This is a genomic window from Pseudomonas sp. Pse79, from assembly GCF_024519615.1.
In the GTDB taxonomy this organism is placed as follows: Bacteria; Pseudomonadota; Gammaproteobacteria; order Pseudomonadales; family Pseudomonadaceae; genus Aquipseudomonas; species Aquipseudomonas veronii.
The window spans coordinates 1-18453 of sequence record NZ_JALJRR010000026.1 but is presented as its reverse complement, the minus strand read 5'-3'; the positions used below and the strand labels follow the sequence as shown (position 1 = coordinate 18453).

Here is an 18453-nt window from a genome sequence, read left to right as displayed (position 1 = left end):
GTTTTAATTGTGGGGTGTCGGCTGCAGAAACTGTGTGATCAGCGCGACGACCTGCTGCTGGATCACCTGCCGTGGCCGCGCGCCGTCGCGGTCCCGGCAGATCACGCCATCGCCTGGCGAATCTTCCTCAATCAACGCCACCGCGCCGGGCTTGCAGATCGACATAAAGCTGAAGTGGGTGGCGTCGCTGATCGCTACGTAGCGCGTCGAGGCTGTTGGCAGGCGCCTGGCCAAGTCGGCGGACTCCAACTCGGCGGGCATATCCTCCGAGGGCACCGCTCCCGCGATCACCAGCGTCGGCACTGACAATGCGGCCAGACTGGCGTCGGTCATACCGCGTGACAGGCCCAGGTCCAATGACACCACGGCGCTGACGCGCTTGTCGCGCAGGTCAGCGGCCAGTTGGGCCTTTGCGGCTGGCGTGTTGGCGGGGTTGATCTGGTGGTAGACGATGCAACCGCCCAACTTCGGGTGTGCGTCGCAGTCCTGGGCGAAAAGGTCGGGGTCGAACCGTGCCCCGGCGAGTTCCATCACGGTCCAGCCACCGAGGGAATGGCCTGCCGCAGCGATCCGGTTTTTGGCGACCGCGCCAAATTGCTTCGGCTGCGCCAGCACCGCATCGATGGCCCGGCTCACGTCTTTGGGCCGTTGCCATAACTGCGCGGCGGCTTGCGGGCTGCGATCCCTGGTGGTGGTGCCCGGGTGATTGACCGCTGCGACGATGTAACCCCGGTGCGCCAATGCACTGGCCAGCCACGCCTGATTGCCCCAATTACCGCCGTAACCGTGGGAGAGCACGACCAGGGGATGCTCGCCGCTCGCCGGCGGCGCGTTGGGCACCGCGAGGGCGCCGATAAAAGCCACGCTGTCGGCGATCGGTTCGGCGGTTGCGGTGGTGGCGGCGGGGTACCAGACGACCATCTCCAGCGGACGCTCATGGTGAGCATCGGCCAGCGTAGCGGTTTGGAAGCCGATGGCGTTGTCGACCGCGAGCGCGGGCGTGGTCAGGCAGATCAGGAGCAGAGCGGTGAGGGCGGTTTTCACGGTTTCTATCGTCCTTGATGTGAGCGCCGCATCATAGCCTGAAAGGCTGCCCAGCCAGATACTCGCGAGCAGCCCAACACGCGCGACCTCTGGCTGAACACGCTGTTCCCGCTACTCGAACATCCGACATCGACCCCTTGGGGGCCTACGCATGCGTAAGCCCAGTCAGCGTATCCGCAATCGTCTTGGTCCGTTGCGCGGTCCCCTCGGTGGCGCGGCTTGACGCCTCCAGCGCATCGAGCATTTCGCGCAAGGCGCCGACGCCGCTGGACTGGTCTTCAATCTGCTGGGCAACACGCTGGATTTCGCCGGACAGCAGGTCGATATCCACACCGATTTCCGCCGCATTCTTGCGGGTGATTTCCGCCAGCTTGCGCACCTCATCCGCCACTACCGCAAAACCGCGGCCCAGGTCGCCTGCGCGCGCGGCTTCGATGGCGGCGTTGAGCGCCAGCAGGTTGGTCTGGCCGGCGATTTGCTGAATCACCTGCACAATCGACTGGATACGCAAACTCGAACCGGCCAGGGTCCGCGCGCCGACCACGGCATCATCCGCCTGGCTGGACAAGCCCTCGACCGTCGCCCCGGCCTTTGCAGACACGCTGTTCTGCTGGTCGATGGTGCCCACCAGTTCGTCCATCGAGGCGTGCAGTTCGCCGGAGTAATGCTTGATCTGCGAGGCGATTTCCGCCTGTTGACGTTCGGCCTGGGCCAGCACTTGGCCGAGGTCTGCCAGGCCCTCGAATACCGGCAGGATATTGCTGTCCAGCCCGCGGGTATTCAGGGCGCCGCTGAAGTCATTGTTTTTGAACGCGGCAATCTGCTTGACCACCACATGGTTCAATCCGGCCAGTTTATTTACCTGGCGGCGTAGGAAGAAGGCTTTGAACTCGCCGTAGTGCGCAATGAAGTTGTCCAGGTATTCGTCGCTGTAGCTGGCGCCCTTGGCCACTCGAAAGAAGAAAATCGCGGTCAGGGTCTGGTTCAGGTTCAGGCCAAGGATTTCACCGAAGGTCGACAGCCCCGCCAGCGGCACATCGCCAAACGTCCCGGCCATGCTGCCCAATTCGCTGGGGTTGTTCAGCCTGCGCAAAATGCAGTCATTGAGAATGCCCGCCACCGGCTGGCCGCCCTTGCCGCGCAGGAACTGCGCGTAGTCGGTGCGGGTGGCCTCACGCAACGGCGTGCGCCGCACCATCACCAGCTCCTCGCCGGGGGCCACGTCGCAATACAGCTGGACGATCTGCTGTTCATAGTCGATCCGTGCGATGGAGCGCACGAACAATTCATTGCCCACGCGGATGGCAAACGAGAAATCCGCCAACTTCGCTTCCAGCGCCTGGGGCGCGCAACTGAACGCGTCACACAGCGCCTGCACCATGCTCTTGATATTGCCCGCGCTGTCGATCACCTGGTCAATCGTGCGGTCCTCTTCGGAGGCGGTCAGCACGCTGAAGGTCAAGTCAGCCGGTTTGAAATTCTGGCTTTTAAATACGCCAAAACGCACATTCGCGGCGGTTTTCAGGAACACGATCTGTGCGTGGTTCTGATAACTGCGCTGGCCGTCATGGATCAGGGTTTTCTGGAAATCCAACTTACCCCCGGCCGAACCGCCGACAAACAGGCAGGGGAAGCGCCCCGACTCATACAGCGCCTCCATGAAAAACGACTCCGACGCGGACAGCCCATCGAACACCACATAGGCCAGGGTGTCGCGATGGTCGATCGGCGTGTGTGCCTGTACCCGCTTGATATTGCTCGTCAGCTTGGCAATCCGCTCCTTCATCCCCATGCGCTTGCCGCCGCTGCGGATGTCCTCACACTCCAGCGGCACCATCACCACCTCGGCCGAGGCGATCAGACTGTCGTCGAACAACTGCAGGACAATCCGGTCCCAGCGCTCGCCGGTGGTGCAATACAGCGAATTCGCCGCGTTGCACAACTCGCCAGCGGTGGTACACAGGCTGATGCTGGTGTGGGGAAAGCGACGCTTGAGCTTGGCGGCAATCTGGTCGATGTCCAGGTGCGGAGAGATGAAACCGGTGATCAGCACGGGCGTGATGCGCAGGTTGGCCAATGAGGATTCCAGTTCATTGGCGGTGCAGGTGAGGGTGGCGGTGCCTTGTCGATCGGCCCGGGCTTTTTTTAGAAGGTTGAGTGGGTTCATGGCGGCGGGCTCGATCCAGTGAGGGGCGCATGCGTTGGGCTTGCGGTTAATCAAGTTATCGGCCGATATGGCGGGGGCTGGAGCCGTAACAGAGGGGGTGCGACAAAGTGAACAGGACAATTTATTGCCGCCATTTAACTGGCGAATAAGTGTGCCCCCTTTATCGCGGATCAGTGTAGGCGTTGACTGAAAACTTCACCGGTCTTGACACCTTCCAGCCAGATTTCCCATTGATTGAGGCCAATATACTTTGCGCGCGCAATTGTCTTTTGGTCGCGGGCGCCATTGAACTCAAGGTCGGCAAACATAAAGTGTCGAAGCCGCCGGTATTCCAACTGGATCTACGGTTGCGCGGTCCACACGGCCAGTTCATAGCCGTCGGGATCAATGAAGTGGAACCTGCTTCCACCGGGGAACGCAAAGGTTTCGCGGGAGATCACCGCGCCCAGAGCCTTGAGCCGCTGTTGCGCGTCTGCCAGATTGTCCGAATACAAGATGATTAAAGGGCCGCCCGGTCGAACCGGCTCCCCGGTGGTGAAACCACCGGTCAGCCGGCCATCGCTGAATTCGGTATAGGTCGGACCGTAGTCGACGAACGTCCAGCCGAAGGCGTTGCCGTAGAAGGCTTTGCTGCGGGCAATGTCGCTGACATTGAATTCAATATTGTCGATCTGTCGATCTTGACCACGAACGCTCATGGTTGCCTCCTTGGCGAATGTCCAAAGCGGCGATTGTAACGGTTCGAGCGTTGAAATGTCGCTGGGAACAAGGCGCTAAGCCTTACCATACGCCATGTACTCGTTCTGCAACACGATGTGATCCGCCACGTACTTCGCATCATGCCAAACCCCATAGATAAACGACGACGCCCGGTTTACCAGGTTTGGCAGGCCCAGGAAATAGATCCCGCTCTGCGCCGAAATCCCGCGTTTGTGGAACGGTTCGCCGTTCTCGTCGAACGCATCCACCTTCAACCAACTGAAGTCGAACTTGAAGCCGGTGGCCCATAGAATCGTGGTCACGCCGGCTTCGGCCAGGTCCAGGCTGAGAGTCGGGTTCAGCAGGCATTGCGGGTCGGGCAGCAGTTCCCAGGCTTGCGGTTCTTCGGGGAACGGCAAGCCGTTTGCCTCGATGTACGCATCGGCGTCGCGCAGTACGTCGAAGTACGCCCGATCGCCCTGCGCCACGTTGGCGGCCAGGCCTGGGGCGAAGGTCATGACGCCTGCGTTCCACTGTTCGGTGACGCCCACCAGGTTGATCCCTTGATGCGCGAGGCGGCGGAAGTCGACGGTCTTGCCGCCTTCGTAGCCGCTGACGGCAAAGGCCACGTGTTTTTTCTTCGGCTGGATTTTGACTTCGTCCCACAGGCCCAGGGCGCCGAGCCACCAGCAGTAGTCGCGGCCGCGGTAGGCGCGGGGAGGGCGGTAGTGTTCGCCGACCGAGAGGTACACGGTTTTGCCGGCCTTTTGCAGTTCTTCGGCGATTTGCGCGCCGGAGGCCCCGGCGCCGACCACCAGCACGGCGCCTTCGGGCAGTTGGCCGGGGTTCTTGTAGGCGCAGGAATGCAACTGATGCAGCGGCGCGGTGGCGGGGACGATGTCCGGGATCGAGGGGCGTTGGAACGGGCCGGTGGCGGCCACCACGTTAGCGGCCTCGATCACGCCCGCCGAGGTGGTTACCTTGAAGCCGGGGCGCCCGACATGGCGCTCCACTTGCTGCACTTCGACGCCGGTACGCACCGGGGCGTTGAGCATTTCGACATAGGCTTGGAAGTAGTCGGCCATGCGCTCCTTGGGCGGGAAGGCTTCGGGGGAGATGCCCTCGAATTTCAGGCCGGGGAAACGGTCGTGCCAGGCCGGGCCGTTGGCGACCAGCGAGTCCCAGCGCTCCGAACGCCAGCGCTCGGCGATGCGGCTGCGCTCCAGCACGATATGCGGCACGCCCATCAGGGACAGGTGTTCGCTCATGGCGACGCCGGCCTGGCCAGCGCCGACTACCAGGGTGTTGATGGTTTCTACTGACATAGGAAAGGCCTGAATAGTAAGAAGTCTGTCTGAAAAGAACGGGCGCGGTCGCGGTGGACCGCCAATGTGGACGCGTGGGTGATACCGTTCACTGCGGCGGCTCTGCGAGCAGTTCGGCCACCGCCGTGAGTGCCAGTTGGTAACCCAGCGCGCCCAGCCCGGCGACCACGCCGGTGGCGGCTTTGGACACGTAGGAGTGATGCCGGAAGCTTTCGCGCTTCCAGATATTGCTCATGTGCGCTTCGATGATCGGGCCGTCGAACGCCAGCAGTGCATCGAGGATCGGCACCGAGCTGTAGCTCAGCCCGGCGGCGTTGATCACGATGGCGTCGGCGTTCAGGCGGGCCTCTTGAATCCAGTCCACCAGCACGCCTTCATGGTTGCTCTGGCGAAAGTCCAGGGTCAGGCCCAACTTCGCGGCGTGGCCCTGGCAACGCGCTTCGATGCTGGCGAAGCTGGCACTGCCGTAGGTGCCGTCCTTGCCCAGCCCATAGAGGTTGGCGTTGGGGCCATTGAGGAAGTACACGGTGTGGGGCATGAGGTTCTCCGGCTTATTCGGCGAGGTGCAGCACGAGGTGGGCGTCGGCCGCCTTCATACGCTCCAGTCGTCCGGCACCACGGCGATCACATCGATCTCCATCAACCACTCCGGTTGGCCGAGGCCGGAAATCACCAGCCCGGTGGAAATCGGGAACACGCCCTTGAGCCATTTGCCGACCTCCTGGTACACCGGCTCGCGGTAGCGCGGGTCGATCAGATAGGTGGTGGTCTTGACGATATGGGACAGGTCGGAACCCGCCTCCTCAAGCAGTTGCTTGACGTTTTTCATGGCCTGTTCGGCCTGGGCACGCGGGTCGCCGAGGCCGACCAGGTTGCCGTCGAAATCGGTGCCGATCTGGCCGCGCACATAGATGGTGTTGCCGGCGCGCACGGCCTGGCACAGGTCGTTGTCCAACGCCTGGTTGGGATAGGTCTGTTTGGTATTGAACATGCGGATACGGGTATGAGTGGGCATGGCGAGCGACTCGTCGGCAGCGGGATGCAATCAGCTTCACATCGCCGGTCGCCGGACGAAACCAGCATTTGTGCGGGGTAGTGCTTAGGAAAAACCGAAGCCCGTGCAGGTCATCGCCCTGCGCAGGGCCCGCGCCTATCCCGGCATGAACCCTGCAACGCGCTGGGCATACAGTCATTACCGAGGTACAGGCCTGATGCTCAGTCGTATCACTCAGCGCCAACTGGAATATTTCGTCGCGTCGGGCGAGGCCGGCAGCATCAGTGCCGCGGCTGAACGCATCCATGTTTCGTCGCCGTCGATCTCGGCGGCGATCACTCACATGGAGGCCGAGCTGGGCATCCAGCTGTTTATCCGGCATCACGCCCAAGGCATTTCGCTGACGGCCGTGGGGCGCCTGGTGATGCAAGAAGCCAAACAGATCCTGGAGCAGGTGAGCAACCTCTACACCATCGCCTCGGAGTCGTTGAACACCGTGCGCGGGCCGCTGCGCGTGGGTTGCCTGGAGTCGCTGGCGCCGATGATCACCCCCGAGCTGGTGTTTGGTTTCGGTCGTGCGTTTCCCGGCGTGCGCCTGACCCAGGCCGAAGGCAACCACGAGGAACTGCTGGAAAAACTGCGCAGCGGCGAGCTGGACATCGCCCTGACCTACGACCTGGTGACCAGCCCCGACATCGATTTCCAACCCCTGGCGCACCTGCCGCCGTATGTGATGGTCGGCGAGTACCACCCGCTGGCGAGTCTGTCGGCGGTCAGCATGCAGGACCTGGAGGCGTACCCGGTGGTGCTGCTCGACACGCCCTGGAGCCGCGACTATTTCCTCAGCCTGTTTATGCAGGCAGGCACCACGCCGAACATCATCGTGCGCTCCACCAACCTCGAAACGGTGCGCGCCATGGTCGGCAACGGGATCGGTTATTCCTTCGCGAATGCGCGGCCCAAATCGAACCTGTCCCAGGACGGCAAACGCGTGATCCGCCTGCGCCTGGCGGGCGCGCACCGGCCGATGAAGCTGGGCTACGCCACGGCGAGCAACACCCAGCTGTCGCGTGTGGTGTCGGCGTTTGCCGAGCGCTGCCGCATGTTTGTGTCCGACCAGTACATCCCCGGCATGGCCCCGCCGAGCTTTTTTGACCCGCATGCGGTGCGCTCGCTCAGCAGTGTGAGCTGAATTTGCACCAAAAGGTGGCGTGTTCGGCGCGGTGAGTTCAGGCGCGCACCCTTTCGGTCAGGGCCTACAGCCTATCCAATGTGGGAGGGGGCTTGCCCCCGATTGCAGTGGGTCAGCTTGCTGATGTGTTGCTGATGCGCCGCTATCGGGGGCAAGCCCCCTCCCACATTGATTTTTGGTGGTTTCGAGGGTGGCGGGGGGCTGCGTAGGTTCTGCCTACCCAGTGGACCGGGTTTTACGAATTGACCCCAAGTGCCTCCCGCCACGACTCTGAATTCATTGACGCAGATCAACTTCTTTTTTGGGGCAGGGCAGCGCGACGATGACATTCGACTGGAATTATATGTTGGGTCTGCTGGGTGACGCCGAGTTCTGGCGCGCAACGTGGACGGTGATCAAGCTCAGCACCCTGACCTGGGTCTTGAGTATCGGTCTGGGCTTTCTGCTGGCGCTGGCCAAGCAATCCAGGCATGGGCTGCTCAGCGTTCCTGCGCGTGGCTATATCTGGCTGTTCCGCAGCCTGCCGTTGTTGGTGCTGTTGATCTTTATCTACAACCTGCCGCAAGCGCTGCCCGGCACGTCGGCGATTCTGGCCGACCCGTTCTGGTCCGGCCTGTTGGCCCTGGTGATCTGCGAAACGGCGTATGTGGCCGAGATCCATCGCGGCGGTCTGCTCTCGATCCCCAAAGGCCAGGGCGAGGCAGCGCGGGCGTTGGGCTTGAAGTTTTTCGGCACCCAATGGCGCGTGGTGATCCCCCAGGCTGTGCGGGTGGCGCTGCCGTCCCTGGCCAACGAATACATCTCCATCGTCAAGCTCACCTCGCTGGTGTCGGTGATCTCGCTGACGGAAATCCTGATGGTCGGCCAGCGCCTGTATTCGCAGAACTTCCTGGTGATCGAAACCATGGCGGCGGTGGCGTTTTTCTACGTGTTTATCGTCACCGTGTTCGACTTCCTGCTCAAACGCCTGGAGCGCTTTCTCGACGTCAACCAACGCAATGTGTCGCGGGTTCCCGATGCGGCGGTGCTGGCGCTGGCCACGCAACAACGGGTTGCGCTGCAACGTCCGGCAACCACCGGGGCCCCGGCGCTGCAAGCCACGCGGCTGCACAAGGCCTACAGCGACATCGAGGTGCTGGGCTCGGTCAGCCTGCAGGTCCAGCCCGGTGAAGTGGTGTCGGTGATCGGGCCGTCGGGGTCGGGCAAAACCACCTTGATTCGCCTGCTCAACGGCCTGGAGCAACTGGACAACGGCGAGATCAGGATCAACGGCCAGCCGTTCATCCACCTGAACAAAACCGGCGCGCAGAAACCGCAGTACGTCGAACACGCCGAGCATCGCCTGAACATCGGCATGGTGTTCCAGAGCTTCAACCTGTTCCCGCATTTGAGCGTGCTCGACAACCTGCTGATGGCGCCGAAATACCACGGCCTGGGGCGTACCGACGCGCTCAAGCAACAGGCCTACGCGCTGCTGCACAAGGTTGGCATGCTCGACCACGCCTGGAAGTACCCGCACCAACTCTCCGGCGGCCAGCAGCAACGCGTGGCGATCGCCCGCGCGTTGATGATGCGCCCGCAGATCATGCTGTTCGACGAGCCCACCTCGGCGCTCGACCCGGAGAAAGTCAACGAAGTGCTGCAAGTCATCGAAGCCTTGGCCGAGGAGGGCATCACCATGGTGATCGTCACCCACGAGATGAATTTCGCGTTCAAGGTCTCCGATCGGATCGTGTTCATGGAGAAGGGGCGTGTGGTCTGCGACGACACGCCTGCGGTATTGCGCAGCGGCCAGAACCCACGCGTGGAGGCGTTCCTCAAGGACGTCTCGCTGGCGTGACCCTCTAACGTTCAGGAAAAACAAAATGATCGAGCAACATCAAATCGAGCAGTTCCAGCGCGACGGCTACCTGGTGGTGGAAGGCGTGCTGTCGATGGACGAAGTGGCCGCGCTGCAGCACGACTTCGACCAATGGGTAGAAGAAAGTCGCCGCCATGACCAGGGCTGGGGCACCACCGTGGATGGCCGCGCACGCTTCGATCTGGAGGGCGACCATCGCGCCGATCACCCGTCGCTGCGGCGGGTCAGTTCGCCCACCGAGATTTCCCCGGTGTATGAGCGCGTGGCGTTGCATTCACGCATGGCGGCGATTTCCGCGCAGTTGATCGGCGCCAGTGGCACGCGCTTTCACCACAGCAAGATCAACTCGAAGCTGCCCCGCACCGCGACCCAGGTGAAGTGGCACCAGGACTTTTTATTCACGCCCCACAGCAACGACGACATCATCACCGCCTTGCTGATGGTCAGCGAAGTGACCCCGCAAAACGGCCCGCTGAATGTGATCCCCGGCAGCCATAAAGGCCCGTTGTGGTCGCACTGGCAGAACCAGCGTTTCACCGGCGCGGTGGACGATGCCGTGGTCGCGCAACACTGTCGGCAACCGGTCGCCTGCTACGGCCCGGCCGGTTCCGTGTGCTTCATGCACACCCGGCTTTTGCATGCCTCCAGCCCTAACGAGACCGAACTGCCGCGCACCCTGTTCATCAGCGTCTACGCCGCTGAAGACGCGCTGCCATTCGGCGAAAACCCTCTGCCCAGCGCACATGCCGGCCTGCTGGTGGCCGGTGAAGAAAGTGGCTTGATACGTTCCACGGACAACCAACTGCGCTTGCCGCAGAAACCCCGTGGCGCGTCTTTCTTCGTGCAACAGGCCGGACAAGATTCTGCCACTGCCTAACCTCCCAACCCCCTTGCAGGTATTGACCATGACAGCGTTTCGTAAAAGTGTTCGTCCCCTTGCCGTGTGCCTGCTGGGCGCAGCGGTTGCGATGACCTCGTTGGCGGCTTCGGCGTTCCAGCAGGACGGCAAGATCATCGCCGGTTCCGATGTGACGTTCTTCCCCTATGAGTACATGGATAACAACAAGCCAGCGGGCTTCGATATCGAGTTCATGGACGGCCTGGGCAAGGTCATGGGGCGCAAGGTCGAGACCCTCGACACGCGTTTCCCCAACCTGATCACCGGCCTGCAGGCCGGGCGTTTCGATGTGACCAACTCGTCGATGTACATCACCGCCGAGCGGGTCAAGGTCATCGACATGATCCCGTACCTGAAAAGCGGTGAGTCGATCCTGACCCTCAAGGACAGCACCTTCCAACCCAAGACCCCCGAGGAGTTCTGCGGCCACAAGATCGGTTCCATGGGCGCTACGTCCTGGCTCGCGCAGATGAACAAACTGTCGGCCGAGTACTGCGTGGCCAAGGGCTTGAAGCCGATCCAGATCAGCGAGTACAGCACCGACCCGCAAACCACCCAGGCGTTGCTGGCCCATGCGGTCGAAGCGCAGATCACCGACGCGGCCGTGGCCCGTGGCGTGATCGACAAGCTGGGCAGCCGCGTGGTGATTTCCTCCGACGCCTTGATCTACCCGGTGCTGAACGGCTTCGGCGTGAAGAAGGGCAATGACACGGTGAAAAAAGCCCTGCTCGACGGCCTGGAGAAGTACCGCGCCACGCCGGAATACGCGGCCTTGCTCAAGAAGTACAACTTCGAGGCCCCCACCGATGCCGACCTTGCGGCGCTGATGCCCAAGTAAGCCTATTGCGCGGCCGCTGTCTTGCGGTCGCGCCCTGCGGAGACCGATCCATGGCGTTATCCCTCGAAGAACAGACGCGCATCGACCTGGCAGCGACCTTTCGCATCGTCGCCCACCTGGGTATGCACGAAGCGGTGGCCAACCACTTCAGCGCTGCCGTGTCGGCCGATGGCAAACAGTTTTTGCTCAACCCGAGGTGGAAGCACTTCTCGCGCATTCGCGCCAGCGACCTGCTGCTATTGAACGCCGATGACCCCAGCTGTGCCGACCACCCGAACGTGGACGCCACCGCCTGGTCGATCCACGGGCAGATCCACCGACTGCTGCCGCACACCCGCGCCGTGCTGCACCTGCACCCGGTCTACACCACGGCGGTGGCGTGCCTGGCCAAGCCGCACATCCCGGCGATCGACCAGAACACCGCGCGCTATTTCAACCGCGTGGCGGTGGACGAGCTCTACGGCGGCATGGCCGATACCGAAGCCGAAGGCGCGCGCCTGGTCGGCCTGCTCGACGGCAAGAGCCGCCTGTTGATGGGCAACCACGGCGTGATGGTGACCGCTTCGTCCATCGGTGAAGCGTTCGACGATATCTGGACCCTGGAGCGCGCCTGCCAGATCCTCGTCACGGCGTGGTCCACCGGGCAGCCGCTGCGGGTGTTGTCCGATGAAGTGGCGGAAAAAACCGCGCGGGGCTGGGAAGGCATTACTGATTTCTCGCGCCAGCATTTTGAAGAAATGAAGCAAATGATGATCGATGCCGATGCGTCGGTGCTCGACTGAGGAAGCGCTATGACCTTTTCCGTTGTTGCCCGCTGTGCCGAGACGGGCCAGTTGGGGATCGCCATCAGTTCGTCGAGCATCGCCGTGGGCGCGCGTTGCCCGTGGCTGCGCCCCGGTGTGGGCGCGGTGGCGTCGCAGAACATCACTTTGCCGAGCCTGGGCCCGCAGATTCTCGACCTGCTGGAGCAGGGCATGACGCCGAGTGAAGCCGTGGCGGCAGTGTTCGCCGGGCAGGACCACCGCGACTATCGGCAGGTGACGGTGATCGATCGGCTGGGCCGCACCGCGCACTTCAGCGGCGCGCAGACTCTCGGCCTGCATGCCGCGCAGAGCGGCGAGCAATGCGTCGCGGCCGGGAACATGCTGGCCAATCCCGGTGTGATCGCCGCGATGGTCGGCGCGTTCGAAAACGCCTCGGGGCATCTGGCTGACCGGCTGCTCGCCGCGATGCACGCAGGCCAGGCCCTCGGCGGCGAAGCGGGGCCGGTGCATTCGGCGGCCCTGATGGTGGTCGACGATCTGCTCTGGCCCATCGTCAATCTGCGCGTGGACTGGGCCGATGCCGAGCCGATCGGCGCCCTCGATCAGTTGTGGCAGGCCTATCGCGGGCAACTGCAAGACTACCTCGACCGCGCCCTCCACCCGCACATCGCGCCGGGCTATGCGGTGCCGGGAGATGACCGATGAGCCACAGCCGTGACCTGCTGGCGCAACTGGTGCGCTTTGACACCACCAGCCGCGAATCCAACCTCGCGTTGATCGACTTCGTGCGTACTTATTTGCAGGGCCACGGCGTCACCTGTGAACTGGTGTTCAACGAACACAAGAACAAGGCCAACCTGCTGGCGACCATCGGCCCGGCGGAAGTGCCCGGCATCGTGTTGTCCGGGCATACCGATGGGGTGCCGGTGGACGGCCAGCGCTGGAGCGTGGCGCCGTTCGACCTCACCGAACAAGACGGCAAGTTGTACGGGCGTGGCACCGCCGACATGAAGGGCTATATCGCCTGTGTGTTGGCCTGTGTGCCGGCGCTGGTGCGGGCGTCGTTGCGCATGCCGGTGCATATCGCGCTGTCCTATGACGAGGAGGTGGGTTGCCTGGGCGTGCGTTCATTGATCGAACGGTTTCGCGCGCAGCCGGTCAAGCCGCTGTTGTGCGTGATCGGCGAGCCCACCGAGCTCAAGCCGGTGCTGGGGCACAAAGGCAAATTGGCCATGCGTTGCGATGTGCATGGCGCGGCGTGTCATTCGGCCTATGCGCCGTCGGGCGTCAACGCCATCGAATACGCGGCCTGCTTGATCCGGGAGCTGGTGCGGCTCGGTGAAGAACTCAAGGCGCCGCAACACCTGAACGCGGCGTTCGATCCGCCGTTTTCCACGGTGCAAACCGGGGTGATGAGCGGCGGCAAGGCGCTGAATATCGTGCCGCAGCAGTGCAGCTTCGATTTCGAAGTACGCTCGCTGCCGGCCCAGGACCCGTGGCAGGTGGCGCACCAGTTACGGTTGTATGCCGAGCACACCCTGCTACCGGCGATGCAGGCGGTGAGTGCGCAGTGCGCGATCGGTTTCAGTGAGTTGTCCAGCTATCCGGGGTTGGCGACTTCGTCGCAAAGCCAGGCCGCTGAGTGGGTCGCGCAGTTTTGCGGTTCGCGGGACTTCGGTACCGTCGCCTTCGGCAGCGAAGGCGGGTTGTTCGATCAGGCGGGGATTCCCACCGTGGTGTGCGGGCCGGGCAGCATGGAGCAGGGGCACAAGGCGGATGAATTCATCAGCCTGCAACAACTGGATGCCTGTGATCGAATGCTGGAGCGGGTGGTGGAGTTTGTGCGTCAATAGCCCTCGCACTGACACTCGTGGTGAAGAAGGGGCCCCAGTTGAACGAACACACATTGTCCATGCGCCTGGAACGCGTGGCGGCGCATGTGCCGGCCGGGGCGCGGTTGGCGGATATCGGCTCCGACCATGGCTACCTGCCGGTGGCGTTGCTGCGCCGCGGCCTGATCGCGGCGGCGGTGGCGGGGGAGGTGGCCGCGACGCCATTCCAGGCCGCCGAACGCACCGTGCGTGAAAATGGCCTGGAGCGACATGTCAGCGTGCGCCTGGCCGATGGCCTGGCAGCCATCGAACCCGGCGACGCGATCAGTGCGATCAGCGTCTGCGGCATGGGCGGCGAGACCATCCGCGACATCCTCGACAGCGGCAAGGCCTGCCTCACCGGCCAGGAGCGCCTGATCCTGCAACCCAACGGCGGTGAACAACCGTTGCGCCAATGGCTGATGGACAACGGTTAGCGCATCCTGGTCGAAGAGTTGTTGCGGGAAAACCGCTTCTACTACGAGATCATCGTCGCCGAGCGCGCCGAACCGCGGGTGTACAGTGCCGAGGAGTTGTACTTCGGCCCGCTGCACCTGCAGGCCCGCAGCCCGGACTTCCTGGCCAAGTGGCAACGCCTGCTGCGGCAAAAGCAGAAAACCCTGGCCGGTTTCGAACAGGCCCGCCAGGCGTTACCGCCGGCCAAGGTGCAAGAGGTCGCCCAGCAAGTGCAGTGGATCACCGCGTTGCTGGCGTGAGCGCAGCGGGTTGATCGAACCCACTCGCTACGCGGTCGTTCCCGACGCTGAGTGCTTTCGCCCCATCTTCGCGCACGGCACACGATTTTTCGGGTGTCGCACCGCCTGTTCAGGGGGCCGCTCTCTGCGGCCCGTATCTTGCTTGAGCCTTCCCAATCAATGACATGGCACTTTGCTGTTAGTCATTTCAAGGCGTCACCCATCGTTGCCGCGTGTGGGTGGTTTTAGGGAGTAGTCGGCCATGCACAGTCTTTTGTCACCCGGTATCCGCCTGCTCGGACGTTTCGGCTTCGCACGCAAATTCCAGATTCTGTTCATTCTGTTCATTCTGCCCTTGGCCGGGAGCCTCTGGATGATCGGGCTGGACTATCGCGACAAACTCGCGGTGATTTCCAGCGAAAAGTCCGGCGTTTCTCAACTGCTGACCCTGGACGCGCTAGATGGCCAATTAACGGCCCAACGCAACCTGGCGTCGCGCTGGAAAGCGCTGGACCTGCTGCGTGAACCGACTCCCGCAGCCAAGGCGGCGATGGACCAGGTGGATGCGAACAACCCGCTCATCCTGCAAAGCCTGCAAGCCCTGGGCGACGCGCTCAAGAAACAGGGCGCGAGCGGCGATACCCTGGCCCGCTTCGATGCGTTGCAGGCAGCGGTCAAGGGGATGGATGTGCAATCCCTGCGCACCGTCGGCTGGTGGCCAGACGGCTACGACCGCTTCACCTCGGCGCTGAGCGCCATGCAAACCCTGCGTGAACAGATCACCCTCGACGCCGGCCTGATCCTCGACCCCTGGCTGGAGACTTACCTGCTGATGCAGATTTCCAGCCAGCACACGCCGGACCTGATCGAGCGTATCGGGCGCATGGCCAGTATTGGTCAGTCGTCCATTGCCTCGGGCCAGTTCACCTTGCAAAGCCGCTTGCAGATGCGCGACCTGCGCGGCCGTATCGGCGATGCGCGGGACCAGTTGATCAAGGCTGCGGCATCGCTCAAGGCCAAGCCATACGCCGGCCTGGAACCCTGGACCGCGCAGTACGACAACAGCCTGCAACAACTGGACAGCGAGCTCAAAGTGCTCGACGACGGCGTGTTTGGCGGCACCATCAAGCTCGACCCTGCCGGTTTCGAGCGCAGTGTCGACACCATGCTCGGCAGCCTGGGCGCGTTGCGCAAGCAATCGCTCGGCTCGCTGGATGCGCGCCTGACCCATTACCACGACCGCTCCTTGCAGCAATTCATCCCCGTAGCGGCCATTTTCAGCCTGCTGGCCCTGGCGGCGCTGTACCTGTTCATGTGCCTGCAAGCGTCGATCCGCCGCAGTGCCAGCGGTATCACCACGCTGGCTGAGTCGTTGCGCGACGGCAACCTGTGTGTGGAAGTGGCTGTGGACGGTCGCGATGAGCTGGCGGCGATCAGCGCGGCGCTCAACGTGGCGGTGGTGCAACTGCGTACCAGCCTGCTGGGGGTCAATCACGAGACTCAGCAACTCGGGTCGGCGGTGCTTACGCTCAATTCGCAGTCGGGCAGTACCCTCAGCGACGTCGAAGACCAGCAACACCAGATCAGCCAGATCGCTGCGGCGGCGACGCAATTGGCCGCCACCTCCATGGGCGTCGCCAAAAGTTGTGAGCAAGCCTCCGGCAGTGCCCAACACACCCGCCGCATCGCTGAAGACAGCAGCCGCGACAGCCAGCGCACTACGGCGAGCATCCAGCAACTCAACCAGCGCCTGACCGACACCGCCAACGCCCTGGAGCAAGTGAGTCAACAGGGCCAGCAGATTCAGTCGGTGGTCGACACCATTCGAGGCATCGCCGAGCAAACCAATCTGTTGGCACTCAACGCCGCCATCGAAGCCGCGCGAGCCGGCGAACAGGGCAGGGGGTTTGCCGTGGTCGCCGATGAAGTGCGCAGCCTGTCGCAACGCACCCAGGCCTCCACCGCGCAAATCGCCGGCACCGTCGACAGCCTGCGCGCCACGGTCAGCCAGGCCGTCACACTGATGAGCGTTGCCTGTGCCCAGGCGCTGACCGACGCCGAATCCGTTACCGGGCTGGGCGCGCGGCTGGGCGAGATCGCCGGAGCCGTGCAGAACGTCACCGACACCCTGGCGCATATCGCGGCGGCGGTGGAAGAACAAGCGACGACGGCGGACGAGGTGAGCGGCAATATCCAGCAAGTGGATCAGGCGGCAGGGCGCTTGCTCGATGGCGCGCGGGCGGTGAATCAGGCAGCGGATACGTTGAGCAAGGGCAGTCGTGCGCTGAGTGACAACACCGCACGTTTCCGCCTGAGCTGAATAGGCCGCCGGGTGTAACCCGGTCTAGTTTGTGTCCTGACTGGACTCTACCTCGAGTTTCAATCGGTCAGCCTTGCTGATGTACTTGTCCTTGGTTTTCGGCGCCAATTTGGCACTGGCCTTTTTCGCGTTGGCCTTTAATAGCTGATTGATCTTTTTACGACGGTTCATGTTGGTCTCACCCACCTGGTCAATTCTCGAATGATATCAGCTAAAAACAATGGGCCCGATTTTGACGGTGCGGCGTCATAAAATAGTGGCACAATGCCTCATTCTCAGGCATCGCAAGCACAAGGAGATGAGCCTTGCACCTATTGATCACTCGCGCCGCCTCACTCAGGGCCACGCTTCATCGCCCTGAACCCTTCAACCTGTTCACGCTGTTGCGCAGTGCTTCGGACGAGGTCCGCCTGCACTCTCGCTACCTGGCTTTTTTGCTCAACCCCAAGGGCGCACACGCCGCGGGCGGGAAACTGCTGGAGCTGTGGCTCGCGGCGTTGAATATAGAAGGCTTCGATTGTCGCGCTGTCACGGTGGATGTCGAGTACCGCAATGTCGACATCCTGATCCGCAACGGCAAGCGCCAGGCGATCATCATTGAGAACAAGCTCAACGCCGAGGACCAGGACGCCCAGTTGCACCGTTACCTGGAAGCGCTCCAGGGCGAGGGCTACCAGACGTTCCCGCCGTTGTACCTCACCCTGGACGGGCGCGATGCCGACACGCGCAGTTGCCTGGGCATCGACTACCAACGCATCAGCTACGCCGCCGACATCCTGCCTTGGCTTGCGCAATGCCAACCTTGGGTGATCCGCGAAGCGGGCGTGCGAGAAAGCCTGCTGCAGTACATCGACCTCATCGCAAAACTGACTTTCCAGAACCAAGGACACGCCTACATGGACGCGCTCAAGCAGACGTTACGCCAGGACAACAACCTGCTCGTGGTCAAGGACCTGCAGAGAGCCTTCACCGAGACGCTCAAAGACCTGCAACTGGAACTCTGGCAAGCCGTTGCCAAGTGCGTCGAAGATAAATACCCCGCGCTGCCCAAGCCCTCTGAAGCGCCCACTGCGGCGGTTATCGACCGTTACTACAGCGCGGCCAAGAATAACCGTTATTACGGCCTTCACTACGAGCTGGGCTTTATGGCGGGCTCGGTCTACATCGAGCTTAATCATCGCTTCTATTGTGGCTATTGCTGCGATGCCGAATCCCATCCTCGCGATTTCGGGCAACTGGAAATGTTGACGCTGTTGTTGGAGAACGATGGCGTCAGCGAAAATGGCTTGCTCTGGCGCTTCACCACCGAACTCAATATGAAACACCCCAGCGACGAGCACCTGATGACACTGCTTGCATCGGGGACGCGAGCGCAAGCGGCAGAGCGCATGGCAGACGACCTTTATGACCTCTGGTACAAGGCGCATGAACTCTACGGCGCAGCAGCGTCGGGCGCGGGCCGCATGGCGGTCGATCAGCCAGGCTAGGCTTGGGGCCGCGCCGCTGGACAGCTACTTGCCCTACTCAGACTCCTGAGCCTGAGTAGGGAAAAGAATTTTCAGGCGGGGGTTGACCACGTAATTTAATCCTGTATTATTTGCCTCCCGCTAACGAGCAGTTCGCTGCTGGTCTGGCTTAAGTAATTGATTTTGTTGATAAAATTAAAAACTTTTAGGGTTGCTACTTCGAAGAGTGTGCTGTAGAGTGCGCTCCTCGGTTGAGACGAAAGGTCTTAACCAACCGCTCTTTAACAACTGAATCAAGCAATTCGTGTGGGTGCTTGTG

Annotated in this window: 16 protein-coding genes and 1 pseudogene; 10 read left to right on the top strand and 7 right to left on the bottom strand. The window is 62.4% G+C overall.

Features of this window, described 5'->3' with window-relative positions; genetic code table 11:
- Positions 1-3: 3 nt before the first annotated feature.
- From NR164_RS25005 to NR164_RS24980, 6 genes are all read right to left on the bottom strand, one after another.
- Positions 4-1044, bottom strand: coding sequence for an alpha/beta fold hydrolase (locus NR164_RS25005; protein WP_256823388.1), 1041 nt, complete (start codon positions 1042-1044; stop codon positions 4-6).
- Between the two features lie 145 nt (positions 1045-1189).
- Positions 1190-3211: an FIST N-terminal domain-containing protein gene (locus tag NR164_RS25000; RefSeq protein ID WP_057005958.1), complete on the bottom strand. Its 2022-nt coding sequence runs from the start codon at positions 3209-3211 to the stop codon at positions 1190-1192.
- A gap of 341 nt (positions 3212-3552) precedes the next feature.
- On the bottom strand, positions 3553-3909 hold the full coding sequence (locus tag NR164_RS24995) for a VOC family protein (protein ID WP_017849375.1): 357 nt from the start codon (positions 3907-3909) through the stop codon (positions 3553-3555).
- A 75-nt stretch (positions 3910-3984) separates the two neighbouring features.
- Entirely contained in the window at positions 3985-5235 is a 1251-nt protein-coding gene (locus NR164_RS24990) for an NAD(P)/FAD-dependent oxidoreductase (RefSeq protein ID WP_104902741.1), read from the bottom strand.
- Positions 5236-5323: 88 nt separating this feature from the next.
- On the bottom strand, positions 5324-5773 hold the full coding sequence (locus NR164_RS24985) for a type II 3-dehydroquinate dehydratase (RefSeq protein WP_256823387.1): 450 nt from the start codon (positions 5771-5773) through the stop codon (positions 5324-5326).
- Between the two features lie 54 nt (positions 5774-5827).
- A complete protein-coding gene (locus NR164_RS24980; protein ID WP_017849372.1) occupies positions 5828-6250 on the bottom strand; it encodes a RidA family protein in 423 nt (140 codons plus the stop codon).
- Between the two features lie 196 nt (positions 6251-6446).
- Here NR164_RS24980 and NR164_RS24975 point away from each other — a divergent pair, with 196 nt between their 5' ends.
- The 9 genes and pseudogenes from NR164_RS24975 (at position 6447) to NR164_RS24935 (ending at position 16668) form a co-directional block, all read left to right on the top strand.
- A complete protein-coding gene (locus NR164_RS24975; RefSeq protein WP_256823386.1) occupies positions 6447-7421 on the top strand; it encodes a LysR family transcriptional regulator in 975 nt (324 codons plus the stop codon).
- A 322-nt stretch (positions 7422-7743) separates the two neighbouring features.
- Positions 7744-9261 (top strand): amino acid ABC transporter permease/ATP-binding protein, encoded by a 1518-nt coding sequence (locus tag NR164_RS24970; protein ID WP_256823385.1) that lies wholly within the window; start codon positions 7744-7746, stop codon positions 9259-9261.
- Between the two features lie 25 nt (positions 9262-9286).
- Positions 9287-10159 carry a phytanoyl-CoA dioxygenase family protein gene (locus NR164_RS24965; protein WP_017849369.1) on the top strand — a complete coding sequence of 291 codons (873 nt, stop codon included), beginning with the start codon at positions 9287-9289 and terminating at the stop codon, positions 10157-10159.
- Positions 10160-10187: 28 nt separating this feature from the next.
- Positions 10188-11018: an ABC transporter substrate-binding protein gene (locus tag NR164_RS24960; protein WP_079444401.1), complete on the top strand. Its 831-nt coding sequence runs from the start codon at positions 10188-10190 to the stop codon at positions 11016-11018.
- A 50-nt stretch (positions 11019-11068) separates the two neighbouring features.
- Positions 11069-11800 carry a class II aldolase and adducin N-terminal domain-containing protein gene (locus NR164_RS24955; protein ID WP_046382614.1) on the top strand — a complete coding sequence of 244 codons (732 nt, stop codon included), beginning with the start codon at positions 11069-11071 and terminating at the stop codon, positions 11798-11800.
- Between the two features lie 9 nt (positions 11801-11809).
- Positions 11810-12487 carry a DUF1028 domain-containing protein gene (locus NR164_RS24950; RefSeq protein ID WP_057005961.1) on the top strand — a complete coding sequence of 226 codons (678 nt, stop codon included), beginning with the start codon at positions 11810-11812 and terminating at the stop codon, positions 12485-12487.
- A complete protein-coding gene (gene argE, locus NR164_RS24945; RefSeq protein ID WP_256823384.1) occupies positions 12484-13635 on the top strand; it encodes an acetylornithine deacetylase in 1152 nt (383 codons plus the stop codon). The genes NR164_RS24950 and argE overlap by 4 nt, the downstream gene beginning before the upstream one ends.
- Before the next feature lie 38 nt (positions 13636-13673).
- A pseudogene (locus tag NR164_RS24940) lies at positions 13674-14369 on the top strand (tRNA (adenine(22)-N(1))-methyltransferase TrmK).
- A 241-nt stretch (positions 14370-14610) separates the two neighbouring features.
- Positions 14611-16668 carry a methyl-accepting chemotaxis protein gene (locus tag NR164_RS24935; protein ID WP_232565897.1) on the top strand — a complete coding sequence of 686 codons (2058 nt, stop codon included), beginning with the start codon at positions 14611-14613 and terminating at the stop codon, positions 16666-16668.
- 24 nt (positions 16669-16692) lie between these two features.
- On the opposite strand, the gene NR164_RS24930 is transcribed toward NR164_RS24935, so the two are convergent.
- A complete protein-coding gene (locus NR164_RS24930) occupies positions 16693-16839 on the bottom strand; it encodes a DUF2986 domain-containing protein (RefSeq protein ID WP_017849362.1) in 147 nt (48 codons plus the stop codon).
- Between the two features lie 134 nt (positions 16840-16973).
- Here NR164_RS24930 and NR164_RS24925 point away from each other — a divergent pair, with 134 nt between their 5' ends.
- Entirely contained in the window at positions 16974-18155 is a 1182-nt protein-coding gene (locus NR164_RS24925) for a PD-(D/E)XK nuclease family protein (RefSeq protein WP_256823383.1), read from the top strand.
- Positions 18156-18453 lie beyond the last annotated feature (298 nt).

Excerpts from the sequence above, each read along its gene's own strand:
- NR164_RS24950 (WP_057005961.1), top strand. The coding sequence starts at position 11,810 with ATGACCTTTTCCGTTGTTGCCCGCTGTGCCGAGACGGGCCAGTTGGGG.
- NR164_RS24970 (WP_256823385.1), top strand. The coding sequence starts at position 7,744 with ATGACATTCGACTGGAATTATATGTTGGGTCTGCTGGGTGACGCCGAG.
- argE (WP_256823384.1), top strand. The coding sequence starts at position 12,484 with ATGAGCCACAGCCGTGACCTGCTGGCGCAACTGGTGCGCTTTGACACC.
- NR164_RS24985 (WP_256823387.1), bottom strand. The coding sequence starts at position 5,773 with ATGCCCCACACCGTGTACTTCCTCAATGGCCCCAACGCCAACCTCTAT.
- NR164_RS24955 (WP_046382614.1), top strand. The coding sequence starts at position 11,069 with ATGGCGTTATCCCTCGAAGAACAGACGCGCATCGACCTGGCAGCGACC.
- NR164_RS24990 (WP_104902741.1), bottom strand. The coding sequence starts at position 5,235 with ATGTCAGTAGAAACCATCAACACCCTGGTAGTCGGCGCTGGCCAGGCC.
- NR164_RS24930 (WP_017849362.1), bottom strand. The coding sequence starts at position 16,839 with ATGAACCGTCGTAAAAAGATCAATCAGCTATTAAAGGCCAACGCGAAA.
- NR164_RS24960 (WP_079444401.1), top strand. The coding sequence starts at position 10,188 with ATGACAGCGTTTCGTAAAAGTGTTCGTCCCCTTGCCGTGTGCCTGCTG.
- NR164_RS25000 (WP_057005958.1), bottom strand. The coding sequence starts at position 3,211 with ATGAACCCACTCAACCTTCTAAAAAAAGCCCGGGCCGATCGACAAGGC.
- NR164_RS24975 (WP_256823386.1), top strand. The coding sequence starts at position 6,447 with ATGCTCAGTCGTATCACTCAGCGCCAACTGGAATATTTCGTCGCGTCG.
- NR164_RS24935 (WP_232565897.1), top strand. The coding sequence starts at position 14,611 with ATGCACAGTCTTTTGTCACCCGGTATCCGCCTGCTCGGACGTTTCGGC.
- NR164_RS24995 (WP_017849375.1), bottom strand. The coding sequence starts at position 3,909 with ATGAGCGTTCGTGGTCAAGATCGACAGATCGACAATATTGAATTCAAT.
- NR164_RS24965 (WP_017849369.1), top strand. The coding sequence starts at position 9,287 with ATGATCGAGCAACATCAAATCGAGCAGTTCCAGCGCGACGGCTACCTG.
- NR164_RS24980 (WP_017849372.1), bottom strand. The coding sequence starts at position 6,250 with ATGCCCACTCATACCCGTATCCGCATGTTCAATACCAAACAGACCTAT.